The following is a 23,370-nucleotide window of genomic DNA, read 5'->3' as shown; positions in this document are numbered from 1 at the left end:
GCTACTCCCCCATCGCCTCGATTCCGTACACGCGCAGCGCAATCTTCGTCGCCGCTCGTGAATCCCGTTCGTCAAAGGCGGCGGCAAGCGCGGCACAGTCAGCGGCCGAGACGTTCTCCGGCCTGGGTACACGGATCCGACGCAGGTACTGAGCCTGGAAGCGAAGGGTGCCTCCCCGCATCTTAACCGCATAAGCCTCCACAAAGGCCTGCGCCACGCCTGACAACAACAACCCGCCCAGCACCCGCAGATCCCAGACGTCCGAGACGATGTAGTACAGGTTGTGGTGAGGATAGAAGCCGCCCTCATCCAGCACCGGATGGATCACGGTCTTCATGTCCGGAAGAAGCAGCTTTGGTCGATCGATCAGAGAATGGTCGACCTTGTCGATGGTCCGGTACCAGTGCGCCGGCCGCCTGCCCGCCACGTGTCGGCCTTTGAGGGCCGCCGCGTGCCGTTGGTAGTACTCCCGCAGCCGCGGCAGCGAAGCCAAGTCGACGAGGGCGCCTTCCGCGTCCCAAGGGCTCACCAGATAGTGACCCGACCAGGAAAAAGTCCCCGAAGTAGTGTCCTTGACCATGGACAACGGCAGCAGTCGCCGTGGCTCGACGTCTGCGTGCGTGGTGACAAAGACCTTGTCAGCGCCCGTCGCTACACCGATGCCGACCCGAGTTCCGGTGCTCTGATCCTCCAGCGGGGGGAAACGGTCGTTCAATGTCTCGATCAGCGCGATCCTCGATGGTGAGCCAGCCGGCCATGACTCGCCCCCGGTGAACCAGTGGGGCAACCGGGCCACCTCGAAACTGCCGTTCGCCGCCGTTCGCTGTTCCGTAGCGTGGATCAACTCCACCAGCCCTGGTGCGTCCTGCGGCCCGAAGCCTCGTCGCGTATCCGCGACCATGACGGCACCCTGTTGGGCTCGGCTCAGCACAGTGACGGCCGGATACGCCGACACCTGATCCTCGAACGCATCGACATCATGCATGCTGATGGTGGCGTCGACGCTGTAACCCGCGGCGACGAGCTCTCGCAACTGACGGCCGTACTGGTTGCGCATCCAACGGTCCGCACAGATGAACGCGAGGACTCCTCCTACGCGCAGGGATCGCAGCGCGCGTTCGTAGAAGCCGACGTAGAGATCCGACCGACCCGTCATGGTGGGGCAGGCTGCTCGGTAGGCCTGCATGCGGTCCGGAGGCACATCCTCAAGACGGACGTAGGGCGGATTACCTACGACGAAGTCCACCCCTGTCGGCACGTGCGGGTCGAGCAGAAAGTCACCTTGACGCACCCACGCCGTTGTCGCCTCGCGCGCTTCGGGAAGCGACCAACCCTCATCAACCAGCACGTTCCGGATGAGCGCCCTACTGGTAGCCACGTTCGGGGCGAGCAGGTCGAAGGCGCGCAGAGCTGACTTGGCGTCGAGGAGCGGTCGGTCGTGCTTACGGCACGAGGCGCTGAGGCGGGACGCCATCACCGCCAGGAAGGCGCCGCCGCCACACGCTGGCTCGACCGCCACCAGCTCAGCAAGATCACGGTCGGCGGTGTACCCAGCAAGGTCGAGGATCAACTCGACAACCCAACGACGGGTGAACACCTCGCCGTGCTCGACCGACTCCGCAGGGATGGCCGTCAGGAACGGCACCGTCTCGCCTGGCACAAGGTGCCGTGTCTGTGCTGCTACCGCCTTCACTCGACGAGCATAGGGCAGCGGGAATACCCACGACTCGGCCCCGCGCGCGGTCAAAACCGATCCCATCACGACCGTCTCAGCCGTCAGCGACGTGGGTACTCGGCAACAAAGACGTGGGTACTCGGCAACAAAGACGCCCGGGCCGGGGCGGCCCACCAACACGCCCAGCAGACGCTCGCTCACTTCCCGTTCGTTGACGTCGTCGAGAATGCACACCGTATGCGTCGGGTCGTCCGTCAGCGACGCAGGTAGCGCGCCCGACGGCCGGCCTCGCGGAAGCCGAGCCGGCGGTACAGCCCGGTCGCCGGGTTGTCGTCGTTGACGCAGAGCCACGCGGCGTCCGCGCCCACCTCGGCGAGCCCGCGCAGCACCCGAGCCACCAGGTACGCGCCGACCCGCCGGCCGCGCCAGCCGGGCACCACGCCGACCTGGTCGATCCAGTTGTCGAGCACGGTGACGAAGCCGGCCGCGCCGCCGTCCGGCCCACGCGCGACCATCGACAGCTCCGGTCGGTAGCCCTCGTCCTCGCGCAGGTCACCCAGCCATTCCTCGGCCGCCGGCTCGACGAAGCCGGGCCGGTCGGCGAACGACGCCCGGTAGGTGTCGAACAGCTCCGGGCCGAGCGTGACCGGTTCCAGCGTGACGCCGTCCGGCGCGACCACGTCGGGCGGCGCGTCGAGGTCGTGCCGCAGCACCCGTTCCAGGAACGTCCGCCGTAGTCCGCGCGCGACGAACAGCGTCTCCGCGTCGGCGGTCCACGTCTCGGTGGTGAGCAGCAGGTCCGCGCCGCCCGCCTGCTCGCCGGCCCAGTCCAGCAGCGTGCCGCCGAGGCCGCGTCCGCGCCAGGCCGGATGCACCAGCCCGGTGGCGGTGGCGGGCGCCCGTCCGGTGCCGACCCCGATGGCCGCGACCGGGCCGCCGTCGTGCCAGGCGCCGAGGGTACGCGTCTGGAGCAGCCGCGCCCGCAGCAGCGGAGTACGCGTGAACAGCGGCAATCCGCCGTCGACAGCGAGGCACGCCTCGACCAGCCCGGTCAGCGCGGCGAGATCACTCTCCCCATAAGCCCGCCAGACCAGCCCGTCCCCCAGCCCCACCATGCACCCCTCCCAACAGCGTTGATCTTGCAGTTTACGCCCCGGCAGAAGCCACGAAAACGGCATTTCCCGGACCACAACTGCAAGATCGACGGGGAGGGAGGGAGGGCGGGAGGGAGGGAGGGAGGGAGGGAGGGAGGGGTCAGAGGCGGCGGGTGTGGGGTGGGGCGGGGTGGGTGGGGTTGGCGTGGATCACGAGGGTGGCGCGGGCGGCGAGCGGGGCGAGCAGCCACTTCAGGGGCTGTTCGTGCTCGGTCGGGTCGACCAGGAGGCGATCGCCGGGGCGCAGGTCGAGCTGGGCGGCGATCTCGGCGGCCAGCCGCCGCCACGCGCCGAAGCTGGTGCCGTCCGGGGTGGCCGGGTCGGCCGGGTCCACCGCCGTGTAGTCCGGCGGGTCGGCGGGGTGCCGCAGCACCTCGGCCGACCAGTCCAGCCAGCCCGGTGGCACCTCGTCGACCGGGTCGGGACGCACGCCGACCAGGTAGCGGTGGGTCCCCTCGGGCACGGCCTCCAGCCAGTCGTCCAGGCGCTCCGGGGTCACGAACACCGCGTCGAAGGGCCGGTCCGCGCCCGGCTCCAGCGCCGGCAACCCGGCCAGCGCCCGGGGCCGGAAGGACACCGTCAGCCCGACCGACCACGCGCCGAGCAGCACCGCCGCGGTACGCCAGTGCGGCGGCAGCAGCACCGCCACCCGGTCACCGGGACGCAGCCCACAGCCGTCCCGCAGCAGCCCGGCGCTGCGGGCGACCCACGCGCCGAACTGCGACGCGGTCAGGTCGGTGCGTTCACCGGTGGCGTCGTCGAGGTAGCTGAGCAGCGGCTCGTCGGTGGCGACGGAAGCGGGTGCGGGTGCGTGGCTGGCCATCGGATGTGCTCCTTCCGGGCGGCCGGCTCAGCCTAGCGGGGCGAACCGGTCCACCAGGAGCGCCAGCCGACGCTCGTGTTCGGCCCGCCGCAGCCGACCGTCGCGCATCAGCGTGACCAGGCCGTGCAGCCCGCTCCAGAAGGTCTCGGTGAAGGTCTCCAGGTCGTCCCCACCGGTGAACGGACGCAGGGTCTCGGCCATCTCGGCGAAGGCTCGGGCCAGCTCGACCGGGGCATCCTGGCTGGCGAAGGAGAGGGCGACGGGGAGCCTGAAGATCGCGTCGTAGAGCGCGGGCCGACGTTCGGCGAATGCGGCGTACGCCGTCGCGATGCCGGCCACCGCCTGCCGGGGGTCGGCCGCGGCGGCGCGGGCGGCGGCGAGTTCGGCGGCCAGCTCGCCGCAGCCCTCCACGGCGACCGCCGCCATGATGGCGTCCTTGCCCGTGAAGTGGCTGTAGAGGACGGGCTGGCTGTACTCGATCTCGGCGGCGAGCCGGCGGGTGGTGACCGCGTCCCAGCCCTCCGACTCGGCCAGTTCCCGGGCGGCGGCGACGATGGCCCGCTCGCGCTCCGCCCGCTCCCGCTCTCGGCGTGCCTGGATGGACATGACCGCAACCCTAGCACCGCTAGGCAATCTATCGATGCTCTGCTAGCTTCGCTCTCATCCCTAGCAGCGCTAGATTCGGAGTCGACCATGCTCAACCTCCTCGCCTACGGGCTCGCCGTCGTCCTCAGCCTGTTCATCGTCTTCATCGGCGCCCGCTTCCTGACGACGCCCCGGAACGCCGCCGCCGGCTACGGCGTTCCGGCGTCGACGGGTGGGCCCGAATCCGCCTACCTGACCGTCAAGGGCGTCCGCGACCTCACCTACGGCCTGGTGGGACTCGCCCTGATCGCCTTCACCAGCGCCGACGCCGTCGCCTGGTTCATGCTTGTCGTCGCGCTCGCCCCCCTGGGCGACACCGTCATCGTGCTGCGGCACGGCGGCACCCGGGCCGTCGCCTTCGGCATCCACTTCGCCACCGCGCTGGTCATCCTCCTCGACGCCGCCCTGCTGTTCGCGCTCTAGCCGAGCCGCCGCCCTCGGGTCCGTGACCGTCGACTTTGGTCACGGACCCCTCGGCCGATGGCCGTATCGACGGGCCGGCCGGCTGCGGCACGGTGCGGGCATGACGACCGAACCCCTGCGCCGTCGGCTCGCGCCGGCCGTCGCGTTGCTGCTGCTCGCGCCCTGGACCGCCGAGTGCTCCTGGGGCGGATTCACGCTCGTCGGCATGCCGTTCGTGGTGCTGGTGCTCGCCCCGATGTACGGCGGGGCCGCGCTGCTGATCCGGGAGACCGCCCGGCGGCTCGGACTGGGCTGGCCGGGAATCGTGCTGCTCGCCGCCGCCTTCGGCGTGGTCCAGGCCGGCTTGGTCGACCAGTCGCTGTTCAATCCGGACTACCTCGACGACACCCAGTTCGCCGACGCCCGCGCCGTCGCCGAGGCGACGATGGTGCCCGGCCTCGGGTTCAGCGCCCGGCAGGCGGTCGACTACGTGGGCAACCACGTGGCGTTGACCATCTGCGCGTCGATCGCGCTCGTCGAGTCGTACCTCGGGGTGGGTCGCCGGTCGCGGTCCTGGCTGGGTCGTCCGGGCCTGGTCGTGGCCGCGCTGCTCTGGCTCGGCGGCAGCCTGCTGGTCTTCGCCGACGACGGCGGGCGCAAGGGCTTCCTGGCCTCGCCGGTCCAGCTCACGTTCGCGGCCGGCGTGGCGCTGGCCCTGCTCGTCGCCGCGCTGCTGCGCGTCGGACGCGCCGCCGACACGCGCATCGACCCGGCCGCCGGCACGCCCGTCGACCGGACCGCCAGGACCGCGCCGCGGCCCGTCTGGGCGGGGCTGGTGGTGCTGGTCGCCTACGCCGGGGCCGGGGCCGTGCCGGGGTGGACCGGGATCGGCGTCGCGCTCGCGCTCGCCGTGGTCCCCGCCGTCCTGCTGGCGCGCTGGTGCCGGCGGGCCGGCTGGGGTCAGCACCACGTGCTCGCCGCCGGCTCGGCCGCCGTGGTCGTCGCGGCCGTCTTCGCGTACGGCGTGCCGACCTACACCCCGGCGGGCCCGGCGGCCGACCTGGTGGGCGACGTGGCGATCAGCGTGATCGTGCTGCTGCTGGTCAGCGGCGCGTGGTGGCGGGTCAGCGGGCGGGCAGTTCGGGGCCGCCGTCGAGCAGCGGCGCCAGCAGATCGCCCTGCTTCGCCACCCGCCTGAGCACCTCCGTGGCCGTGTAGGGCCGCGTCGCGGGCCGTTTCCCGGCCGCACCGGCCGCCACCTCGTCCCAGGTCAGCGGCGTGGAGGCGGCCGGTACGGGCTGGGCGCGCAGCGAGTACGGCGCCACTGTCGTCTTCGCCGCGTTGTTCTGGCTCCAGTCGATGAAGACCTTGCCGCCGCGCAGGTTCTTCGCCATCCTCGACACGATCAGCTTCGGGTACGCCTGCTCCAGTTCCTGCGCGATCCGCTTGGCGTAGCCGGAGACGACGTCGGCGTCCTGGGTGCCGGCGATCGGGCAGCAGAGCTGCATGCCCTTCTTCCCGGACGTCTTCGGGTACGCGTCGATCCCGTCGTCAGCCAGCCGGTCGCGCATCAGCAGCGCCACCTGGCAGCACTGTCGCAGTGCCGCCGGGGTGCCCGGATCCAGGTCGACCACCATCATGTCCGGGTGTTCGCCGACCTTCCACTGCGGCGTGTGCAGCTCCAGCGCGGCCAGGTTCGCCAGCCAGACCAGCGTGGGCAACTCGTCGCAGACCACGAAGTCGATGGTCTCCCGCCCCTTGGTCGACCCGGGGACGGGTAGGTTCTCGGTGCGTACCCAACCGGGGGTCGCGGCCGGTGCGTTCTTCTCGAAGAACGAGCCGCCGTCGACGCCGTTGGGGAAGCGGATCCGGGTGAGCGCGCGGTCGCGCAGGTGCGGCAGCAGCACCGGGGCGATCCGGGTGTAGTAGTCGATCACCTCGCCCTTGGTGAAGCCGGCCTGCGGGAAGAGCACCTTGTCCAGGTTGGACAGCTCCAGGGAGCGCCCCTCGACCTCGACCTTGAACCGGTCAGCCGGCATCCTCGACCTCCTCGGGCGGCTTGTCCGGGCGCAGGCGCAGGACCCGGGGGAAGCGCAGCCGCCCGTCCGGGGTGCGTTGGCCGTACTTGACCTCCACCACCACCCGGGGTGATACCCAGATCGCACCGCGCGCATCCTCGCGCGGCACGTCCCCGGCGAACGGCGACGCGCCGGCACGCAGTGGCTCCAGCTCGCGCAGCAGGTCCCGTTCGACGGCCGCGCCGATGCCGCCGCCGACCCGCCCCCGGTAGACCAGCCGTCCGTCCGGGCCGGGCACGCCGACCAGCAGCCCGCCGACCCGGCGCGCGCCCGGCCGCCAGCCGCCGACCACGAAGTCGCCGGTGACCTCCAGCTTGACCTTCACCCAGTCCGGCGAGCGCACCCCGGGCCGGTAGACCGAGTCGGCCCGCTTGGCCAGCACGCCCTCCAGCCCGTGCTCACCGGCCGCCGCGTAGGTGGCCGGCCCGTCGGTGAAGACCGGCGGCACCGCCCACCGGGCGGCGCCGAGCCCGAGCGCCTCCAGTGCCGCCCGTCGCTCGTCCCAGGGCCGGGTGGTCAGGTCCACGCCGTCGAGCCGCAGCAGGTCGAAGATCATGTACGTCACCGGGGCGGTCGCCGCCAGCCGTGCCGCCTTGGCCGGGTTGCGCACGTGCATCCGCTCGGCCAGCGCGGTGAACGACGGCTGCCCGTCCGTGAAGATCACCACCTCGCCGTCGAGCAGCGCGTCGTCGACCTGCTCGGCCAGGTTGAGCAGTTCCGGGTACGCGGCGGTGATCTCGACGCCGGAGCGGGCGTAGAAGTGCCGGTCGCCGTGGGAGATGTCGGCGAGCGCGCGGATGCCGTCCCACTTGAACTCGTACGCCCATGCGGCACCGGCCGGGAGCTGCCCGGTCATCGCGAGCATCGGCTTCAACGGCGCGCCGGGCACCTCCTGACTGTAGTAGGGCACGGAAGGGCGTGCGTGCCGTTCGATCGTTTGGGATTCTGGTCTACAACCGGGGAGAGGAGCGCGGGAATGCGGGCCATCTGGAAAGGAGCGGTGTCGTTCGGCCTGGTGTCGATCGGGGTGAAGGTCTACTCGGCAACCGAGGAGAAGGACATCCGGTTCCATCAGGTGCACCGCGAGGACGGCGGCCGTATCCGTTACAAGCGCACCTGCTCGGTCTGCGGCGAGGAGGTCACCTACGACGACATCGCCAAGGGGTACGACCTCGGCGGCGGCGAGATGGTGATCCTGACCGACGAGGACTTCGCCGACCTGCCGTTGAGCACGTCGCACGCGATCGACGTGCTGGAGTTCGTGCCGGCCGAGCAGGTCGACCCGATCCTGTACAACAAGGCCTACTTCCTCGAGCCGGAGGGCACCGCCACCAAGCCGTACGTGCTGCTGCGGGACGCGCTGACCGACTCGGAGCGGGTGGCGATCGTCAAGGTGGCGCTGCGCCAGCGGGAGCAGTTGGCGACGCTGCGGGTCCGCGAGGGCGTGCTGCTGCTCAACACGATGCTCTGGCCGGACGAGATCCGTCAGCCCGACTTCGGCTTCCTGGACGAGGACCTGAAGGTCCGCCCGCCGGAGCTGGCGATGGCCAGCTCATTGATCGACTCGATGGCCGGCGAGTTCGAGCCGGACGCCTTCACAGACGACTACCGGGCCGCGTTGCAGGAGGTCATCGACGCGAAGGTGGAGGGCCGCGAGGTGGTGCAGCCGGAGGAGGAAGAGGCCGCGCCGGCCGCCGCGGTGGACCTGATGGCCGCGTTGAAGGCGTCCGTCGAGCGGGCCCGGGCGGCCCGGGGCGAGGCGCCGTCCGGCGGCGGGGCCGAGCCGACCCCGATCTCGTCGGCCCGCTCGGCGAAGAAGACCGCCGCGAAGAAGACCCCGGCCAAGAAGGCCGAACCGGCGAAGAAGGCCACCCCGGCGAAGAAGACCGCCGCGAAGAAGACGGCGGCGAAGAAGGCCGAACCGGCGAAGAAGACCGCCGCGAAGAAGACCGCCGCGAAGAAGAAGACCGCCTGAGGGGTAAGGAAGGGGCCCCGCTTAACGTATTCGGTATAGGCGGGGCCCCCGCTTATCACCCGCGGCCGAGCTTCTCCGTCGGGGTGATGCGGACGATGACGCGCTCCTCGCCCGCGCGCCGCCACGGGTAGGTGTCCTGGCCGAGATACTTCTTCGCCATCCGGTCGATGTGCTCGTCGGCGCCCTCGGTGACGAACTCGACGGTGCCCTTCACCCAGAGCGTGCGGTAGTCGTCCGCCTTGTCGACCACCGACACCGCGACGACCGGGTTGCGGGACATGTTGAGGTACTTCTGCCGGCCCTTGGCGGTGTTGAACACGATGTGCTCCCCGTCGGTGTCCACCCAGACCGGGGTGACGTGCGGGGTGCCGTCGGACTCGATGGTGGCCACGTGCGCGAGCTGCGGCTCGCCGAGCAGGGCCAGGTCTTCTTCGGTGAGGATCGCCATGTCCGAGAACGTACCCGCTCGGTGTCCGGTCCGGCCCGGGGTGTGAAGAAGGGGCCCCGCCTATACCGAATGCGTTAAGAAGGGCCCCCGCCTTTCGTCGCTGTGGGGGTGCGGGCGGGTACCGTGTGCGCTGGCCTCGGCGGCGGCCCGCCGGGGGCGTACCCACCCCCCACCTGCAGGGAGTCGACGTGAGCGAGCGTGTGGAGAACCGGTCGGAGGACCAGGCCGCCCCGGCCACCAAGGCCGGGCGGCGGCTGGCCGCCCAGTTGGCCGAGAAGAAGGCCGCCGAGGCGCGCCGGCGCCGGCAGTCGATGCTGGGCGCCGCCGCCGGTGTGCTCGCCGTGGTGGCCCTGGTCGGTGGTCTCGTCTGGCTGAACAGCGGAGACGACGACAAGCCGGCCACCACCGCCTCCTCGGCCAGCCCCAGCGCCCCCGCCGACCAGGCGGAGCCCACCGCGCCGCCCGCGCCGGAGCTGCCCGCCAACGTCGACCCGGCGCTGAAGACCAAGCCGGCGGTCAAGGCCGGCTCCGGTGAGCTGAAGAAGCTGACCGTCACCACGCTGGTCAAGGGCAAGGGGCCGGCGGTGAAGGCCGGACAGACGATCACCACGAACTACGTGGGCGTCTTCTACAAGGACGGGAAGCAGTTCGACGCGTCCTGGGACAACGGCCAGCCGGCCACCTTCCAGATCGGCGTGGGCCAGGTCCTCAAGGGCTGGGACCAGGGCCTGGTCGGCGTGCCGGTGGGCAGCCGCGTGCAGCTCGACCTCCCGGCCGCGCTGGCCTACGGCGACAAGGCCGAGGGCGGCCGTCCGGCCGGGCCGCTGCGCTTCGTCGTCGACGTGCTGGCTGCGCAGTAGATCACTCCAGGCTTCCGTCCGGTCACCCAACGGCAGTAGGTTCTTGGTCACCGCGGGCGGTCCGTCCGTCCGCGGTGACCTGACCACCGACGCGGAGGTGCACGTGGCGGCGCTTGACGACCCCGGGGTGGCCCGGCAGATGTGGACGCTGTTCGAGCCGGTCCACGCGGTGACCTACTTCCACCCGCGCGCCCGCTCCGCGTTCGAGGCGGTCGGGCTGCGCGGCTACTGGCGCGGCTACTTCGCCGGCCGGGCCGCGCCGCTCGGACCTGTCGACGCGCCGACGGTGACGGCCGCGTTCTTCAGCTTCGCGCCGCCGATGGTGGCCCGCGCGTTGCCGTCGGTGTGGCGGCTGGCCACCCCGGAGGAGGCGCTGCGCGCCCGGCTCACCGGCGCGGTGCAGGCGCTCGCCGAGTTCACCTACGAGCTGCCCGAGTCGCACCTGGTCGAGGCCGCCGAGCTGCTGGAGGCGGCGGCCGACCGGGTGGACACCGCCGGGCGGGTGCTCGGCGCGGTCAACGCCGCCCTGCCGCGCGGGGAGTACCCGCTGGCCCGGCTCTGGCAGGCCGCCGCCACGCTGCGCGAGCACCGGGGCGACGGGCACGTGGCCGCGCTGGTCGGCACCGGGCTGGAGCCGGTCGAGGTGGTGGCCTGGCGGTGCCGGGTCGACCAGTCGCGCGAGTTCCACCAGCCGGCCCGGGGCTGGACCGACGAGGAGTGGTCAGCCGCCGAGGAGCGGCTGGTCGACAAGGGCTGGCTGACCGCCGACCGGGGGCCGACCCCGCAGGCCACCGCCACGTTCCGGGCCGTCGAGGAGGCCACCGACCGGGCCGCGGCGGGCCCGTGGCGGGCGCTGGGCGCGCAGCGTACGGAGCGGCTGCGGGAGCTGCTCGAACCGGTCGCGACGCGCTGCCGCACGATCATCCCGGCGCAGGCCCCGATCGGGTTGCCGGCGCAGCGTTCGGTCGGAGCGACGCGGCCGGGGTGAGCCGGGCCGCCGGCTGGGGCAGGATGGCGGCATGGTGGACGCGGTGCTCTTCGACCTGGACGGCGTGATCGTGGACTCGGAGCCGGTCTGGGAGGAGGTCCGCCGGGCGTACGTGGCCGAGCACGGAGGCGTCTGGCAGCCGGACACCCAGCGCCGGCTGATGGGCATGAGCACCGGCGAGTGGGCCGCCTACCTGAGCGGTGAGCTGGGCGTCGACCGGTCGGCCGAGCAGGTCGCCGTCGAGGTGGTGGCGGAGATGACCCGGCGGTACGCGCAGCGCGTACCGCTGATCGACGACGCCGACGCGGTGGTGCGCCGGACGGCCGCGCGGTGGCCGCTGGGGTTGGCCAGTTCCTCGCCGACCCGGCTGATCGCGGCGGCGCTGGAGGCGACGGGCCTGGTCGACGCGTTCGGCGCGACGCTGTCGACGGAGGAGACCGCCCGGGGCAAGCCGGCGCCGGACGTCTGGCTGGCGGTGGCGGCCCGGTTGGGCGTCGACCCGACCCGGTGCGTGGCGGTGGAGGACTCGTCCAACGGCGTCCGGTCGGCGGCGGCGGCCGGGTGCCGGGTGGTGGCGGTGCCGCACCTGTCGTACCCGCTGGATCCGGACGCCGAGGCGCTCGCCGCCGTGCGGCTTCCCTCGATCGGCGCGCTCACCCCGGAGCTGCTCGTGGGGTTGGGGTGTTAAGCGGGGCCCCTTCCTCTACCGGAAGCGTTAAGCGGGGGCCCCGCCTTACATGTTCGCCCCGAGTTTGGGTAGCGCATGGCGACTAGAGCGGAGGGACGGCGATGAGGGCAATCGTGTACGAGCGCAGCGGGGACGCCTCGGTGCTCCAGGTGGCGGAGCGGCCGGTGCCGGAGCCCGGCCCGGGCGAGGTGCTGGTGCGGCTGGCCGTCTCGGGGGTGAACCCGACGGACTGGAAGGCGCGCGAGGCGTGGCCGCTGCCGGCCGGCTGGCAGATCCCGCACCAGGACGGCGCCGGGGTGGTGGAGGCGGTCGGCGAGGGCGTCGACCGGATCCTGATCGGCGAGCGGGTCTGGCTGTGGGAGGCGGCCTGGCAGCGCCCGTGGGGCACCGCGGCGGAGTACACGGTGGTCCCGGTCCGGCACGCGGTGCCGCTCGGTTCGACCTCGTTCGATCTGGGCGCGGCGTTGGGCATCCCGTTCATGACCGCGCACCGCTGCCTGACCGTCGGTGAGTTCATGCCGGACACGTTGCACGCCGGCGCGTTGAGCGACCACGTGGTGCTGGTGCAGGGCGGGGCGGGCGCGGTGGGCAACGCGGCGATCCAGCTCGCCCGCTGGGCCGACGCCTGCGTGATCACCACGGTGAGCACCCCGGAGAAGGCGCAGCTCGCCGCCGCGGCCGGTGCCGACTTCGTGATCAACTACCGCGAGCAGGACGTGGTCGAGGAGGTCCGCAAGGTCGCGCCCGACGGGGTGCACACGATCGTCGAGGTCTCCGCCGCCCGCAACGCCGCCGCCGACGTGCGGATGCTGCGTTCCGGCGGCGCGGTCTGCGTCTACGCCGACGACGGCGGCGAGGAGGTGACGTTGCCGATCCGGCCGTTGATGGGGCCGAACGCGCGCTGGCAGTTCGTGCTGGTCTACACCGCGCCGAAGGTGGCCAAGGCGCAGGCGGTGACCGACATCGCGGCGGCGGTGGCGCAGGGCGCGATTCGGGTCGGCGCGGAGGCCGGGCTGCCGCTGCACCGGTATCCCCTGGCGGAGACCGCGTCGGCGCAGCAGGCGGTGCGGGACGGCGCGGTGGGCAAGGTGCTGGTCAGCACCGCCGAGGAGTAGGGGATTTCTCCGACACCGGGACAGAGGCGAACAAGTTTCGCAACAATGGCGGTGCGGGTCACCCCGTAACGGACGGGCGGCCCCGGCGCGGTGCGAACGCCGGGGCCGCCCTCTGGGAGGAATGTCCGTGGGAAACGTGTTCCTACCTGTGTAGGCGACGGTACGCCGGAAAGCGTTACGGCGCGGACAGTTCCCGCACCTCAAGCCCGCCGTCGGCGTACCGCGAGCGCACCACCTTCTTGTCGAACTTGCCGACGCTGGTCTTCGGCACCGCGTCGATGAACGCCCAGCGCTCCGGCAACTGCCAGCGGGCCACCGAGCCGGCCAGGAAGTCCCGCAGCGCCTCCGCGGTGACCGAGGCGCCCTCGCGGACCACCACGGTGGCCAGCGGGCGCTCGTCCCAGCGCTCGTCAGGCACGCCCACCACGCACGCCTCCAGCACCGCCGGATGCGCCATCAGCGCGTTCTCCAGCTCCACCGAGGAGATCCACTCCCCGCCGGACTTGATCACGTCCTTGGCCCGGTCGGTGAGCGTGATGAACCCGTCCGGCGAGAGCGTGCCGACGTCCCCGGTCCGCAGCCAGCCGTCCCGGAACTTCTCGGCGTCCGGCTCGTCGTCGCCGACGTACCGGGCGGTCACCCACGGCCCCCGCACCTCCAGCTCGCCCACGGACGTCCCGTCCGCGGGCAGCGGCTCACCCAGCGGCCCGACGATCCGCGCGGCCACGCCGGCCGGGACGCGGCCCTGGGTGTAGCGGTAGCGCCAGGCGTCGTCGCCGGTCGCACCGGCCGGGGCGCGGGACACCGAACCCAGCGGCGACATCTCGGTCATCCCCCAGGCGTGGATGACCTCGATGCCGTGCCGGTCGCGGAACGCGTGCATCAGCGCCGGCGGGCACGCCGAGCCGCCGACGATCACCTCGGTCAGCGAGGAGGTGTCCACGTCGTGGGTGTCCAGGTAGGCCAGCAGGTCGGTCCAGATGGTCGGCACCGCGCCGGCCAGCGTGGGCCGCTCGGCGGCGATCATCGCGGCGATCGGTTCGGCCTGGAGGAAGCGGTCCGGCATGATCAGCGAGGCGCCGGAGAGGAACGCCGCGTACGGCAGTCCCCACGACATGGCGTGGAACATCGGCACGATGGCCAGCTCCCGGTCGCCCGGGCCGAGGCCGAAGCCCTCCGGCATGCAGACCTGGAGCGAGTGCAGGTAGATCGAACGGTGCGAGTAGGCCACGCCCTTGGGGTGGCCGGTGGTCCCGGACGTGTAGCAGAGCGCCGCCGCGTCCCGCTCGTCCACCTCGGGCCAGTCGAACGTGTCCGGCCGGTCGGCCAGCAGCGCGTCCCAGTGGTGCACGGTGATCCGGTCGCCGGCGGCGGCCACCAGCGGGGCCGGGTCCCCGCCGCCGACCACCACCACGTGCCGCACCGTGGCCAGCTCGCCGAGCACGCGGGCCAGCAGCGGGATGAGCGTGCTGTCGACGAGCACCACCCGGTCCTGCGCGTGGTTGGCGATGTAGGCGACCTGGTCCGGGAAGAGCCGCAGGTTGAGCGTGTGCAGCACCGCGCCCATGCTCGGCACCGCGAAGTAGGCCACCAGGTGCTCGTTGTTGTTCCACATGAAGGTGGCGACCCGCTCGTCACCGGTCACCCCGCACTCGTCGCGCAGCGCGTGCGCCAGCCGGGCGGCGGCGCGCCCCACCTCCGCGTACGTCATCCGGCGGGGTTCGGCGCCGGTCCAGGTGACCACCTCGGCCGTGCCGTGCACGGTGGCGCCGTGTTCGAGGATGCGGGCTACCTGGAGTGGGGCGTCCATCATCGTGCTACGCATGGGTAACAACGTAGTGTCGCCGTTCACACCAGCGGAACCCCCGGAACGGCCGAGCCGGCCGGCGATGCTGCGTAGATTGTCCGGGTGAGCATCTCCTGGGCCGACTCGTACGTCGGGCAGCTCCGCGCGCTGGCCGGTGACCGCACGCTGATGTTCGTCGGCGCCCGCGCCGTGGTGCGCGACAACGCCGCCCGGGTGCTGTTGATCCAGCGCTCCGACAACGGCCAGTGGGCACTGCCGGCCGGCGCGATGGAGCTGGGCGAGTCGATCGCCGACTGCGCGGTCCGCGAGGTCCGCGAGGAGACCGGCCTCCGCGCGCTGCGGGTCAGCGCGTTCGCGCTCTACACCGGCCCGGACCGCACCCACACCAACATGTACGGGCACACCTACCAGGTCTTCACCGCCGCGTTCCGGGTCGACGAGTGGGACGGCGAGCTGTCCCGGTTCACCGACGAGACCACCGACGCCGGCTTCTTCCCCCGGACGGAGTTCCCCACCCCGCTCTCGTCGAGCGTCGCCGAGACGCTGGCCGACCTGGACGTCTTCGAGCAGACCAACCGCCTGATCCTGAAATAGGGCGGCTCACAGCATCGTCTGCGACTTCGCCTCCATCTCGGCGGCGGCCTCGTCCTTCGACTCCTTCGGCAGCGGCTTGCCACCCGGCGCGGCGGCCTTCCCGCCCAGCGGGTCCGCGCCGCCGGTGGCGCCCTGCGGGCCGGCGCCGCGGAGCTGGTGGTTCGGCATGGCCAGGGTGACCAGCACCGCCAGCACCGCGATCAGCCCGGTGGTCAGGAAGACCAGGTGCAACGCGTCGACGAACGAGGACTGGATCGCGGCGCGTACCGGGCCGGGCAACGCCAGGATGGTGGCCGGATCGTTGATCGAGATGTTCTCCGCGCCGCCGGCCGCCACCGCCGCCCGCTGCTGCGGCGGGAGCTGGGCGAGCGCGCCCGGCAGCCGGTCGGCCAGCGCGCCGGTGAGCCGCGTGGACAGCACCGCGCCCAGGATGGCCACCCCGAACGAGCCGCCCAGCGAGCGGAAGAACGTGGCCGAGGAGGTGCCCGCGCCCAGGTCGCGGACGTCCACCGCGTTCTGCACGGCCAGGATCAGCGACTGCATGCACAGGCCCAGCCCGACGCCGATCACCACCATGTAGCCGAACGCGGCCCACAGCGACGTGCCCACCTGGAGCTGGCGGAACAGCAGCATGCCGACCACCAGCACGGCGGTGCCCGTCACCGGGAACCACTTGTACCGGCCGATCCGGCTCATCGCCCGGCCGGTCAGGATCGACGTGACGATGATGCCGGCCATCATCGGCAGCATCAGCAGGCCGCTACGGGTCGGCGAGGCGCCCTTGACGATCTGGAGGTAGAGCGGAATGAAGATGATCGACCCGAACATCACCAGGCCGAGCACGAAGCCGGCGGTGTTGGCCAGCGCGAACGTGCGGCTGCGGAACAGCCGCAGCGGCAGGATCGGCTCCCGGGTCCGGGCCTCCTGGAGCAGGAACGCCACGCCCAGCACCGCACCGGCCACGAACAGCCCGACGATCACGGCGGAGCCCCAGGCGTACGAGGTGCCGCCCCAGCTCAGCGCCAGCAGCAGGCAGCTCACACCGGCGACCAGCAACGCCGCGCCGAGCCAGTCGACGGTGTGCTCGCGGCGCTGGAACGGCACCAGCCGCATCACGTGCCAGCAGACCACGATGGCGAGAATCGCCAGCGGCACGTTCAGGTAGAAGATCCACCGCCAGTTGGTCTCCGCGAAGTAGCCGCCGACCAGCGGGCCGGCCACCGACGACACGCCGAACACGGCGCCGAACAGACCCTGGTAGCGGCCCCGCTCCCGGGGCGGCACCACGTCCGAGATGATGACGAACGCCAGCGTCATCAGGCCGCCCGCGCCGAGCCCCTGCACGCCCCGGGTGACGATCAACTGGGTCATGTCCCGCGACAGCCCGGCCAGCAGCGAGCCGACCAGGAACGCGCCGATCGAGAACAGGAAGACCGGCCGTCGTCCGTACAGGTCGGCCATCTTGCCGTAGAGCGGCGTCGAGGCGGTCGACGCCAGCAGGTACGCGGTGACCACCCACGAGTAGTGGTCGATGCCGCCCAACTCCCCGACGATGGTGGGCAGCGCGGTGCCGACGATGGTCTGGTCGAGCGCGGCCAACAGCATGCCGGTCATCAGACCGAACATCAGCAGCCGGATCTGGCGGGCGGGCAACGCGGGTGCAGCGGCCTGGGCGGTCATCCCGCTTCGTATCCCACCGGGGGCGGATCATGCCCCCGGTGGGCGGATGAGTTTTCTAGCCGGCGGTGTGCCGGCCCTCGGCGAACTCCTCGACGATCTTGGCGCAGAACGCCGGCAGGTCGTCCGGCTTACGGCTGCTGACCAGCCCGTTGTCGGTGACGACCTCCTCGTCGACCCAGATGGCGCCGGCGTTCGTGAGGTCGGTGCGCAGGCTCGGCCAGGAGGTGATCCGGCGACCGCGCACCACGTCCGCCTCGACCAGCGTCCACGGGCCGTGGCAGATCACCCCGACCGGCTTGCCGGCGTCGAAGAACGCCTTCACGAACCGGACCGCGTCCGGGTCGGCCCGCAGGAAGTCCGGGTTCGCCACGCCGCCGGGCAGCACCAACCCGTCGTACGCGCCGGCGTCCGCCTCCTTGGTGGTGACGTCGACCTGGTACTGCTTGCCGTGGTCCAGGTGGTTGAACGCCTGGATCGAGCCGGACTCGATGGAGACCAGCTCCACCCGGGCGCCGGCGTTCTCCACCGCCTCGCGCGGCTTGGTGTACTCGACCTCCTCGACGCCGTCGGCGGCCAGGAACGCGATCCGCTTGCCCTGAAGTGTCGCTGCCATGCTGCTTCTCCTCTCCGGGTGTGTCTGGACGATTCCCCCGGCCGATGCCCGGAAACCGGACGCACCGGGTGGCCCGCGTCGCAGCCGGGCCGCGGCCGGGCTGGTTTGGCCGGCCGACGCCGGGGGACCCGGGAGGGCATGGCAGGAGCAGCAGCGGAAGAGCGCCGGCTGGCCACCGTGGTGGCGAGCTGGCAGGGGCGTCCCGTGCTGGTCGTCGGCGACGCCATGCTGGACGAGTGGCGGTTCGCCGAGTCGGAACGGCTCTGCCGGGAGGCGCCCGCGCCGGTCCTCACGCTGCGCCGCCGGATCTCCGCCGCCGGCGGCGCCGCGAACACCGCGGTCAACGTCGCCGCGCTCGGCGGCCGGGCCGCGCTCGTCGCCCCGGTCGGCGCCGACGTCGCCGGCGACGAGCTGCACGACTGCCTGGACCGGGCGACGGTCTGGGACCGGACGGTCAGCCAGCCCGGCCGTCCCACCCCGGTCAAGCGCCGGATGCTCGCCGGCAACCAGATCCTGCTCCGGGAGGACTCCGGCGGCCCGGAGGACACGCTCGACGACGACGGGGTGGCCCGCCTGCTGACCGCGCTGCACTGCGCCACCGAGGAGCTGCGCGCGGTGGCCGCCGGGCAGCCGCTCACGCTTGTGGTCTGCGACTACGGCCTGGGTGCGCTGCCGTCGGCGGTACGCGCCTGGCTGGTCGCCAACCGCGACCGGTACGGCACGGTGGCGCTCGACGCGCACGACCTGGCCGACTGGCGCGGGCTCAACCCGACGGTGGTGACGCCGAGCTTCGCCGAGGCGACCCGGCTGCTGGCCCGCGCCGCCGCCGGGTTCGCCCACGCCGAGCGCGGCGTCGTCCGCACCGGTGACCTGCACCTGGATCATCCGGCCGCGACCGACGGCCCGTCCGAGCTGGTGGTCGGCGCCGCACCCGGCGGAGCCGGCGAACGGGCGGTGGCCACGCCCCCCGGCGAAGCCGGTGAACGGGCAACGCACGCCATGTCCGGCGACCGTACGCCGGGCAGTCCGCACCCCGCCTCCGGCGCGCCGGTGCACCGGCCCACGGGGGGCTCGTCCGGGCCGACCGGCGAGCCGACTCCGGGCGAGGAGCGGGTGGCGCTGACCGGCAACGGGCTCAGCGTCACCGGCACCGGGGTGACCGTGAACGCGGCCGTCGGGGAGGGCGTGGACCGGGCCGAGCTGGCCGAGTCGCGCCTGTCCGAGCTGCGCGCGCACACCGGCGCGGACGTGGTCGCGGTGACCCTGGACACCGACGGCGCGGTGGTCGGCGGCGCCGACGGCTCGCCCCGGCGCAGCCACAGCACGCCGGTCCCGGCCAGCCACGCGGTCGGCGCCGGGGACGCGTACCTGGCGGCCATGACGCTGGCGCTGGCCGCCGAGGCGGGCCTGCCGACCGCCGCGCAGCTCGCCCAGCTCGCCGCCACCATCACGGTCGCCGACACCGGCACCTGCGTGTGCCGCCGGGAGGACCTGCTCACCGCGCTGGGCACCGGCGGCGAGGAGGCCGGGCACCCGGCCCTGGTCGGCGCCGACGAGCTGGCCGCGCTCGTCGACGAGCACCGGCGGTCCGGGCGGTCGGTGGTGTTCACCAACGGCTGCTTCGACGTGCTGCACCCGGGGCACGTCCGCTACCTGACCCAGGCCCGCGCGCTCGGCGACCTGCTGATCGTGGCGGTCAACTCGGACGGCAGCGTACGCCGGCTCAAGGGCCCGGACCGGCCGGTCAACCCGGTCGAGGACCGCATCGCGCTGCTGGCGGCGCTGGCCTGCGTGGACCACGTGGTGGTCTTCGAGGAGGACTCACCGGCCCGGCTGATCGAGGCGGTCCGCCCGGACCTCTACGTCAAGGGCGGCGACTACCCGCCGGAGATGGTGCCGGAGGCGCCGCTGGTCCGCCGGCTCGGCGGCCAGGTCCGCACGCTCGGCTACGTGCCGGACCGCTCCACCTCGGCCATCATCGACCGCATCCGAGCCCAGCCGGTCGGCGAGAGCAGGCCGGCGTGACCCGACCGCTCGACCCGGGCACCCCGGAGCAGTTCCGGCATCCCCGACGGCTCGACGTGCTGATCCCCACCCGCAACCGGCCGGCCGAGCTGGCGGTCACGCTGTCCGGGCTGGCCGCCCAGGAGGGCGTGCCCGGCTTCGGGGTGGTGGTCAGCGACCAGTCCGACGGCGACCCCGCGTACGCGCACCCGGCGGCGGCCACCATGGTCCGGGCGTTGCGCCACCGGGGACACCCGGTGCTGCTGACCCGGCGGCTGCCCCGGCGCGGGTTGGCCGAGCACCGCTCCTACCTGTTGTCCCGGTCGGCGGCCGACGCCGTGCTCTGCCTCGACGACGACGTCTGGCTGGAGCCGGGCACGTTGTCCCGGCTGGTCACCGCGCTGCACGAGCTGGGCTGCGGGTTCGTCGGCAACGCGGTGCACGGGCTCTCCTACGCCGAGGACGTCCGCCCGGACACGCACCGGCACTACGAGGAGTGGCCGGGCCGGCCGGAACCGGAGCGGATCCGGCCGGGCACGCCGGAGTGGCACCGGGCGTCGATCCACCCGGCGGCGAACCTGCTGCACGTCACCGAGAAGCTCGACCTGCCGGTGGGCGCGTGGCGGGCGTACAAGGTCTCCTGGATCGGCGGCTGCGTGCTCTACGACCGGGCGAAGCTGGTCGACGCCGGTGGCTTCGACTTCTGGGAACGGCTGCCCGAGCGGCACCAGGGCGAGGACGTGGCCGCGCAGCTCGCGGTGCTGGAGCGGCACGGCGGCGCCGGGGTGCTGCCCAGCGGGGCCTACCACCTGGAGTCGCCGACCACGGTCACCGAGCGGGACGTGGAGGCGTGGGAGGTCGTGCTCAACGAGTCGGGCGCGGAGGTGTGAGCAGCTCGCGGGCCGCCTCCACCACCTCGACGGCCGGCACGTCGGCCACGAACGACACCCGGTGCGGGCAGTCGCCGTCCCCGGGGCGGTGCGGGTAGATCCCGGGCGTGCAGTCGACGCCGCAGACCGGGCAGCGGGTCGTCCAGGCGGCGATCGGGCGGTGCCGGCCGCGCAGCGGGGACGCGCCGTTGATCAGGTTGCCGACCCAGAAGATGCCCACCGTGGGCGCGCCCACCGCGGCGGCCAGGTGCAGCGGGCCGGTGTCGTTGGAGACCACCAGCGCGCAGTCCGCGTACGCGGCGGCGAGCGCGCCGAGGCTCAGCGTGCCGACCTGCGGGCGCACCGGCACGCCGGCCGCCGCGACCACCGCGTCGACCGTCTCCCGCTCGGTGGGCGTGCCGGTGACCAGCACCTCGTACCCGTCCCCGACCAGCACGCGGGCGACCTCGGCGAAGCTCTCCGCCGGCCAGCGCCGCCGGGTGTCGGTGGCACCCGGGTGCAGCGCCACCCGGGGTCGGCCGGGCGCGCCGAGCACCGCCGCCGCCTCGGCCCGGTCCGCGTCGGTCACCGCCAACGCCGGGGTGATCGTGGTGGCCGGTGCCCCGACCAGCGCGGCCACCTCCAGGTAGCGGATCACCTCGTGCTGGTAGTAGACGTACCGCAGCCAGCGGTCCAGCGGCGGCGCGTCGTCGGCGCGCAGCCCGGCGGTGACCCGGGCGCCGAGCGCGGTGACGAACGGGTTGGAGTTGGCGCCGCCGCCGTGCACCTGCAACGCCAGGTCGAACCGTTCGGCGCGCGCCGCGGCCAGGAAGTCCGCCGGGCCGGCCGGCGACTCGTCCGGGCCGGCGTCGCGGATGCCGGGCGCGGGGGGCACCACCAGCACCCGGTCCACCGGGCCGGGCCGGTCGCGCCACAGCTTCGCGTGCCACGGCGCGCCGAGCAGCACGATCTCCGCCGACGGGTACGCGGCCCGCAGCGCCGCCAGCGCGGGCAGCACGAAGATGAAGTCGCCGAGCGCGTTGGCCCGGAGCACGGCGATCCGCTCGACGTCCGGCACCCACGCGCCCACCGGACCGAGGGGGAGGCTGGTCACGCCGCCCCTACGGCCGCTCGGTCTCGTCGAGCGTGGTGTCCGGGTGGTGCAGTTCCCGGTCCGCGGCCGGGTCGACCGGGGCCGGCGTACGGCCGACGGTGTCGCGCGGGCCGGTACGGCCGACGGTGATGGTGCGTGGCGCGGGCCGGGCCGCCCGGGGTAGCCGCACCCGGAGCAGGCCGTGGTCCATCACCGCGTCGATCCGCTCGGGGTCGACGCGCGAGGGCAGGTCGACGCGGTACTCGAAGCCCCGGGTGGTGAACCCGCCCGGGATGCCCTGGTCGGCGTTGACCTCGGCCTCCGACCGGGCCCGTACGCACAGTTCCCGCTCGTCCAGCTCGACGGCCACCTCCTCGGGTGCCACGCCGGGCAGCCGGACCGTCACCTCCCAGCCGTCCGCCACCTCGGTGACGTCCACGTCCGGGGTGCCGGAACGGCCGCCGACCAGACGGCTCAGCTCGGCGCGCAGCGCCTGCAACTCGCCCATCGGGTCCCAGCCCTGCTGGCGGCCCCGCCAGCCCCGACCGCCGTCCGGCTCGGTCATCGCAGGTCTCCGATCCGGTGGGTCGTCGAGGTGGGCCGCAGCGAGCTGGACGCGTTGAGGTCGTGGTCCGGGTCGACGCCGACGCCGAGCCGGTCCACCAGCTCGCCGCCGAGCCAGGCGCTGATCCCGAGGATCGCCACGGCCACCACCTCGATCGCGATCAGCGCACCGCCGGCGTTCCGCGACCCGGCGTTGAGCCGGACCACCCAGACGGCGGCGAAGAGCAGGATCACCGCGATGTTGGCCGCGGCGTGGAGCAGCCCGACCCGCTTGGCGCGGGTGCCGGTCGGCAGGGCGAGCAGGTCGAACGCGCCGGCCACGGCGGCGAGCAGGCCACCGATCAGGCCGACGGTGATGTTCCAGTACGCGACCTCGCCGAGGAGGTCCGGCCCGCCCACCGTGTCGACCACGTCGAAGATGACCGCGGTGACCAGGAGCGCCACCGGGAACATCACCAGCATCGGGTGCACGGGATGGCCGAGCACTTTCAGTCGGCTCTCCATCGCGGCCTCCATCCGTCACGTTCCGGACACGCGCTGTGTTCCGGTCCCTACCCGCCGCTTCCGGGGGCAAACCCGGCGTCCGACGCGCCCCTAGACTGACGATGACGGATTCCGACCCGTCGCGGGCCGGAACCGTCGTCAAGGTCAACGGACGGGGGAGGAAGACGTGACGACACGGGAGATCACCGACGAGGCGGAGCTGCGTGAGCTGATCGGGGCGCCGATGCCGCGGGCGGTCGCCAAGGAGCGCCGTACGCTGCACCGACGCGACCGGGAGTGGCTGGCCGCCTCGCCGTTCTGCCTGATCGCCACCGCCGGTGCGGACGGCAGTTGCGACGTCTCGCCCAAGGGTGACCCGCCCGGGTTCACGCTGGTGCGGGACGACACCACCATCGCGATCCCGGAACGGCCGGGCAACCGGCGCGCCGACGGCTACCACAACATCCTGGCCAACCCGCACGTCGGGCTGATCTTCCTGATCCCGGGGCGCACCGACACACTGCGGATCAACGGGCGGGCCCGGCTGGTCCGGGACGCGCCGTGGTTCGCCGACCTGGAGGTCAAGGGCCACCGGCCGCTGCTCGCCGTCGAGGTGGCGATCGAGCAGATCTTCTACCACTGCGCGAAGGCGTTCCTCCGCTCCGAGCTGTGGCAGCCGGAGACCTGGCAGCCGGACGCGCTACCGTCGCGGCCCCGACTGGTCAAGGAGGTCGAGGCCCCGGCGGAGAGCCTGGCCGACCTGGAACGGCACTACGGCCCCGACTACGCCAAGAAGCTCTACGTCTGAGCGG

The 23,370-nt window shown here is 72.9% G+C and carries 24 protein-coding genes; 11 read left to right on the top strand and 13 right to left on the bottom strand.

Annotated elements, in window-relative coordinates; genetic code table 11:
• Window position 1: 1 nt before the first annotated feature.
• The 4 genes from ACZ6O5_RS10380 to ACZ6O5_RS10365 form a co-directional block, all read right to left on the bottom strand.
• A complete protein-coding gene (locus ACZ6O5_RS10380) occupies window positions 2-1,876 on the bottom strand; it encodes an Eco57I restriction-modification methylase domain-containing protein (RefSeq protein ID WP_465976073.1) in 1,875 nt (624 codons plus the stop codon).
• Window positions 1,877-1,929: 53 nt separating this feature from the next.
• Complete coding sequence (locus ACZ6O5_RS10375) at window positions 1,930-2,790, bottom strand: GNAT family N-acetyltransferase (protein WP_465976071.1); 861 nt, start codon at window positions 2,788-2,790, stop codon at window positions 1,930-1,932.
• A 139-nt stretch (window positions 2,791-2,929) separates the two neighbouring features.
• The gene (locus ACZ6O5_RS10370) at window positions 2,930-3,652 is read right to left on the bottom strand and encodes a TIGR03089 family protein (RefSeq protein WP_465976069.1); all 723 of its coding nucleotides are present in this window, start codon (window positions 3,650-3,652) and stop codon (window positions 2,930-2,932) included.
• Between the two features lie 27 nt (window positions 3,653-3,679).
• Entirely contained in the window at window positions 3,680-4,258 is a 579-nt protein-coding gene (locus tag ACZ6O5_RS10365; protein ID WP_465976067.1) for a TetR/AcrR family transcriptional regulator, read from the bottom strand.
• Between the two features lie 87 nt (window positions 4,259-4,345).
• On the opposite strand from ACZ6O5_RS10365, the gene ACZ6O5_RS10360 reads away from it, so the two are divergent.
• A complete protein-coding gene (locus tag ACZ6O5_RS10360; protein ID WP_465976066.1) occupies window positions 4,346-4,720 on the top strand; it encodes a DUF4267 domain-containing protein in 375 nt (124 codons plus the stop codon).
• Window positions 4,721-4,820: 100 nt separating this feature from the next.
• Window positions 4,821-5,897, top strand: a complete 1,077-nt coding sequence (locus ACZ6O5_RS10355; protein WP_465976064.1) for a hypothetical protein — start codon at window positions 4,821-4,823, stop codon at window positions 5,895-5,897.
• On the opposite strand, the gene ligD (ACZ6O5_RS10350) is transcribed toward ACZ6O5_RS10355, so the two are convergent.
• On the bottom strand, window positions 5,824-6,738 hold the full coding sequence (ligD, locus tag ACZ6O5_RS10350; RefSeq protein ID WP_465976062.1) for a non-homologous end-joining DNA ligase: 915 nt from the start codon (window positions 6,736-6,738) through the stop codon (window positions 5,824-5,826). The two genes, ACZ6O5_RS10355 and ligD (ACZ6O5_RS10350), sit on opposite strands and share 74 nt — an antisense overlap.
• Complete coding sequence (gene ligD / locus ACZ6O5_RS10345) at window positions 6,728-7,666, bottom strand: non-homologous end-joining DNA ligase (RefSeq protein WP_465976686.1); 939 nt, start codon at window positions 7,664-7,666, stop codon at window positions 6,728-6,730. The genes ligD (ACZ6O5_RS10350) and ligD (ACZ6O5_RS10345) overlap by 11 nt, the downstream gene beginning before the upstream one ends.
• 87 nt (window positions 7,667-7,753) lie before the next feature.
• Here ligD (ACZ6O5_RS10345) and ku point away from each other — a divergent pair, with 87 nt between their 5' ends.
• Complete coding sequence (gene ku, locus ACZ6O5_RS10340) at window positions 7,754-8,752, top strand: non-homologous end joining protein Ku (RefSeq protein ID WP_465976060.1); 999 nt, start codon at window positions 7,754-7,756, stop codon at window positions 8,750-8,752.
• A 55-nt stretch (window positions 8,753-8,807) separates the two neighbouring features.
• On the opposite strand, the gene ACZ6O5_RS10335 is transcribed toward ku, so the two are convergent.
• Complete coding sequence (locus ACZ6O5_RS10335) at window positions 8,808-9,200, bottom strand: PPOX class F420-dependent oxidoreductase (protein WP_281943457.1); 393 nt, start codon at window positions 9,198-9,200, stop codon at window positions 8,808-8,810.
• A 188-nt stretch (window positions 9,201-9,388) separates the two neighbouring features.
• Here ACZ6O5_RS10335 and ACZ6O5_RS10330 point away from each other — a divergent pair, with 188 nt between their 5' ends.
• The 4 genes from ACZ6O5_RS10330 to ACZ6O5_RS10315 all read left to right on the top strand — a co-directional run bounded on the left by ACZ6O5_RS10330 (window position 9,389) and on the right by ACZ6O5_RS10315 (window position 12,851).
• Complete coding sequence (locus tag ACZ6O5_RS10330; RefSeq protein ID WP_465976058.1) at window positions 9,389-10,060, top strand: FKBP-type peptidyl-prolyl cis-trans isomerase; 672 nt, start codon at window positions 9,389-9,391, stop codon at window positions 10,058-10,060.
• A 139-nt stretch (window positions 10,061-10,199) separates the two neighbouring features.
• Window positions 10,200-11,048 (top strand): SCO6745 family protein, encoded by an 849-nt coding sequence (locus ACZ6O5_RS10325; protein ID WP_465976684.1) that lies wholly within the window; start codon window positions 10,200-10,202, stop codon window positions 11,046-11,048.
• A 31-nt stretch (window positions 11,049-11,079) separates the two neighbouring features.
• Entirely contained in the window at window positions 11,080-11,736 is a 657-nt protein-coding gene (locus ACZ6O5_RS10320) for an HAD family hydrolase (protein WP_465976056.1), read from the top strand.
• Window positions 11,737-11,837: 101 nt separating this feature from the next.
• Window positions 11,838-12,851, top strand: a complete 1,014-nt coding sequence (locus ACZ6O5_RS10315; protein WP_465976054.1) for an NADPH:quinone reductase — start codon at window positions 11,838-11,840, stop codon at window positions 12,849-12,851.
• A gap of 175 nt (window positions 12,852-13,026) precedes the next feature.
• Here the strand turns inward: ACZ6O5_RS10315 and ACZ6O5_RS10310 are convergent, their stop codons facing one another.
• Window positions 13,027-14,676 carry a fatty acid--CoA ligase gene (locus ACZ6O5_RS10310; RefSeq protein ID WP_465976052.1) on the bottom strand — a complete coding sequence of 550 codons (1,650 nt, stop codon included), beginning with the start codon at window positions 14,674-14,676 and terminating at the stop codon, window positions 13,027-13,029.
• Window positions 14,677-14,760: 84 nt separating this feature from the next.
• Here ACZ6O5_RS10310 and ACZ6O5_RS10305 point away from each other — a divergent pair, with 84 nt between their 5' ends.
• Window positions 14,761-15,252 carry an NUDIX domain-containing protein gene (locus tag ACZ6O5_RS10305; protein ID WP_465976050.1) on the top strand — a complete coding sequence of 164 codons (492 nt, stop codon included), beginning with the start codon at window positions 14,761-14,763 and terminating at the stop codon, window positions 15,250-15,252.
• Window positions 15,253-15,258: 6 nt separating this feature from the next.
• Here the strand turns inward: ACZ6O5_RS10305 and ACZ6O5_RS10300 are convergent, their stop codons facing one another.
• Together ACZ6O5_RS10300 and ACZ6O5_RS10295 are read right to left on the bottom strand one after the other, a co-directional pair.
• A complete protein-coding gene (locus ACZ6O5_RS10300; protein ID WP_465976048.1) occupies window positions 15,259-16,932 on the bottom strand; it encodes an MDR family MFS transporter in 1,674 nt (557 codons plus the stop codon).
• Window positions 16,933-16,987: 55 nt separating this feature from the next.
• Complete coding sequence (locus tag ACZ6O5_RS10295; RefSeq protein ID WP_465976046.1) at window positions 16,988-17,545, bottom strand: type 1 glutamine amidotransferase domain-containing protein; 558 nt, start codon at window positions 17,543-17,545, stop codon at window positions 16,988-16,990.
• Window positions 17,546-17,683: 138 nt separating this feature from the next.
• On the opposite strand from ACZ6O5_RS10295, the gene rfaE2 reads away from it, so the two are divergent.
• Both rfaE2 and ACZ6O5_RS10285 read left to right on the top strand, forming a co-directional pair.
• Complete coding sequence (gene rfaE2 / locus ACZ6O5_RS10290) at window positions 17,684-19,570, top strand: D-glycero-beta-D-manno-heptose 1-phosphate adenylyltransferase (RefSeq protein WP_465976044.1); 1,887 nt, start codon at window positions 17,684-17,686, stop codon at window positions 19,568-19,570.
• Window positions 19,567-20,439 carry a glycosyltransferase family 2 protein gene (locus ACZ6O5_RS10285; RefSeq protein WP_357294949.1) on the top strand — a complete coding sequence of 291 codons (873 nt, stop codon included), beginning with the start codon at window positions 19,567-19,569 and terminating at the stop codon, window positions 20,437-20,439. The genes rfaE2 and ACZ6O5_RS10285 overlap by 4 nt, the downstream gene beginning before the upstream one ends.
• Here ACZ6O5_RS10285 and ACZ6O5_RS10280 read toward each other — a convergent pair.
• The 3 genes from ACZ6O5_RS10280 to ACZ6O5_RS10270 are packed head-to-tail and all read right to left on the bottom strand — an operon-like array spanning window position 20,414 to window position 22,579.
• Window positions 20,414-21,532 (bottom strand): glycosyltransferase family 9 protein, encoded by a 1,119-nt coding sequence (locus ACZ6O5_RS10280; RefSeq protein WP_465976042.1) that lies wholly within the window; start codon window positions 21,530-21,532, stop codon window positions 20,414-20,416. The genes ACZ6O5_RS10285 and ACZ6O5_RS10280 overlap by 26 nt on opposite strands.
• Window positions 21,533-21,539: 7 nt before the next feature.
• Entirely contained in the window at window positions 21,540-22,076 is a 537-nt protein-coding gene (locus ACZ6O5_RS10275) for an Hsp20/alpha crystallin family protein (RefSeq protein ID WP_465976040.1), read from the bottom strand.
• The gene (locus ACZ6O5_RS10270; protein WP_465976038.1) at window positions 22,073-22,579 is read right to left on the bottom strand and encodes a DUF2231 domain-containing protein; all 507 of its coding nucleotides are present in this window, start codon (window positions 22,577-22,579) and stop codon (window positions 22,073-22,075) included. The genes ACZ6O5_RS10275 and ACZ6O5_RS10270 overlap by 4 nt, the downstream gene beginning before the upstream one ends.
• 166 nt (window positions 22,580-22,745) lie before the next feature.
• Here ACZ6O5_RS10270 and ACZ6O5_RS10265 point away from each other — a divergent pair, with 166 nt between their 5' ends.
• Window positions 22,746-23,366, top strand: a complete 621-nt coding sequence (locus ACZ6O5_RS10265; protein WP_465976036.1) for a pyridoxamine 5'-phosphate oxidase family protein — start codon at window positions 22,746-22,748, stop codon at window positions 23,364-23,366.
• The last annotated feature ends 4 nt before the right edge of the window (window positions 23,367-23,370 follow it).

Source organism: Micromonospora sp. NPDC049201 (genome assembly GCF_055586805.1).
This window is presented reverse-complemented; position numbering and strand designations above follow the sequence as displayed.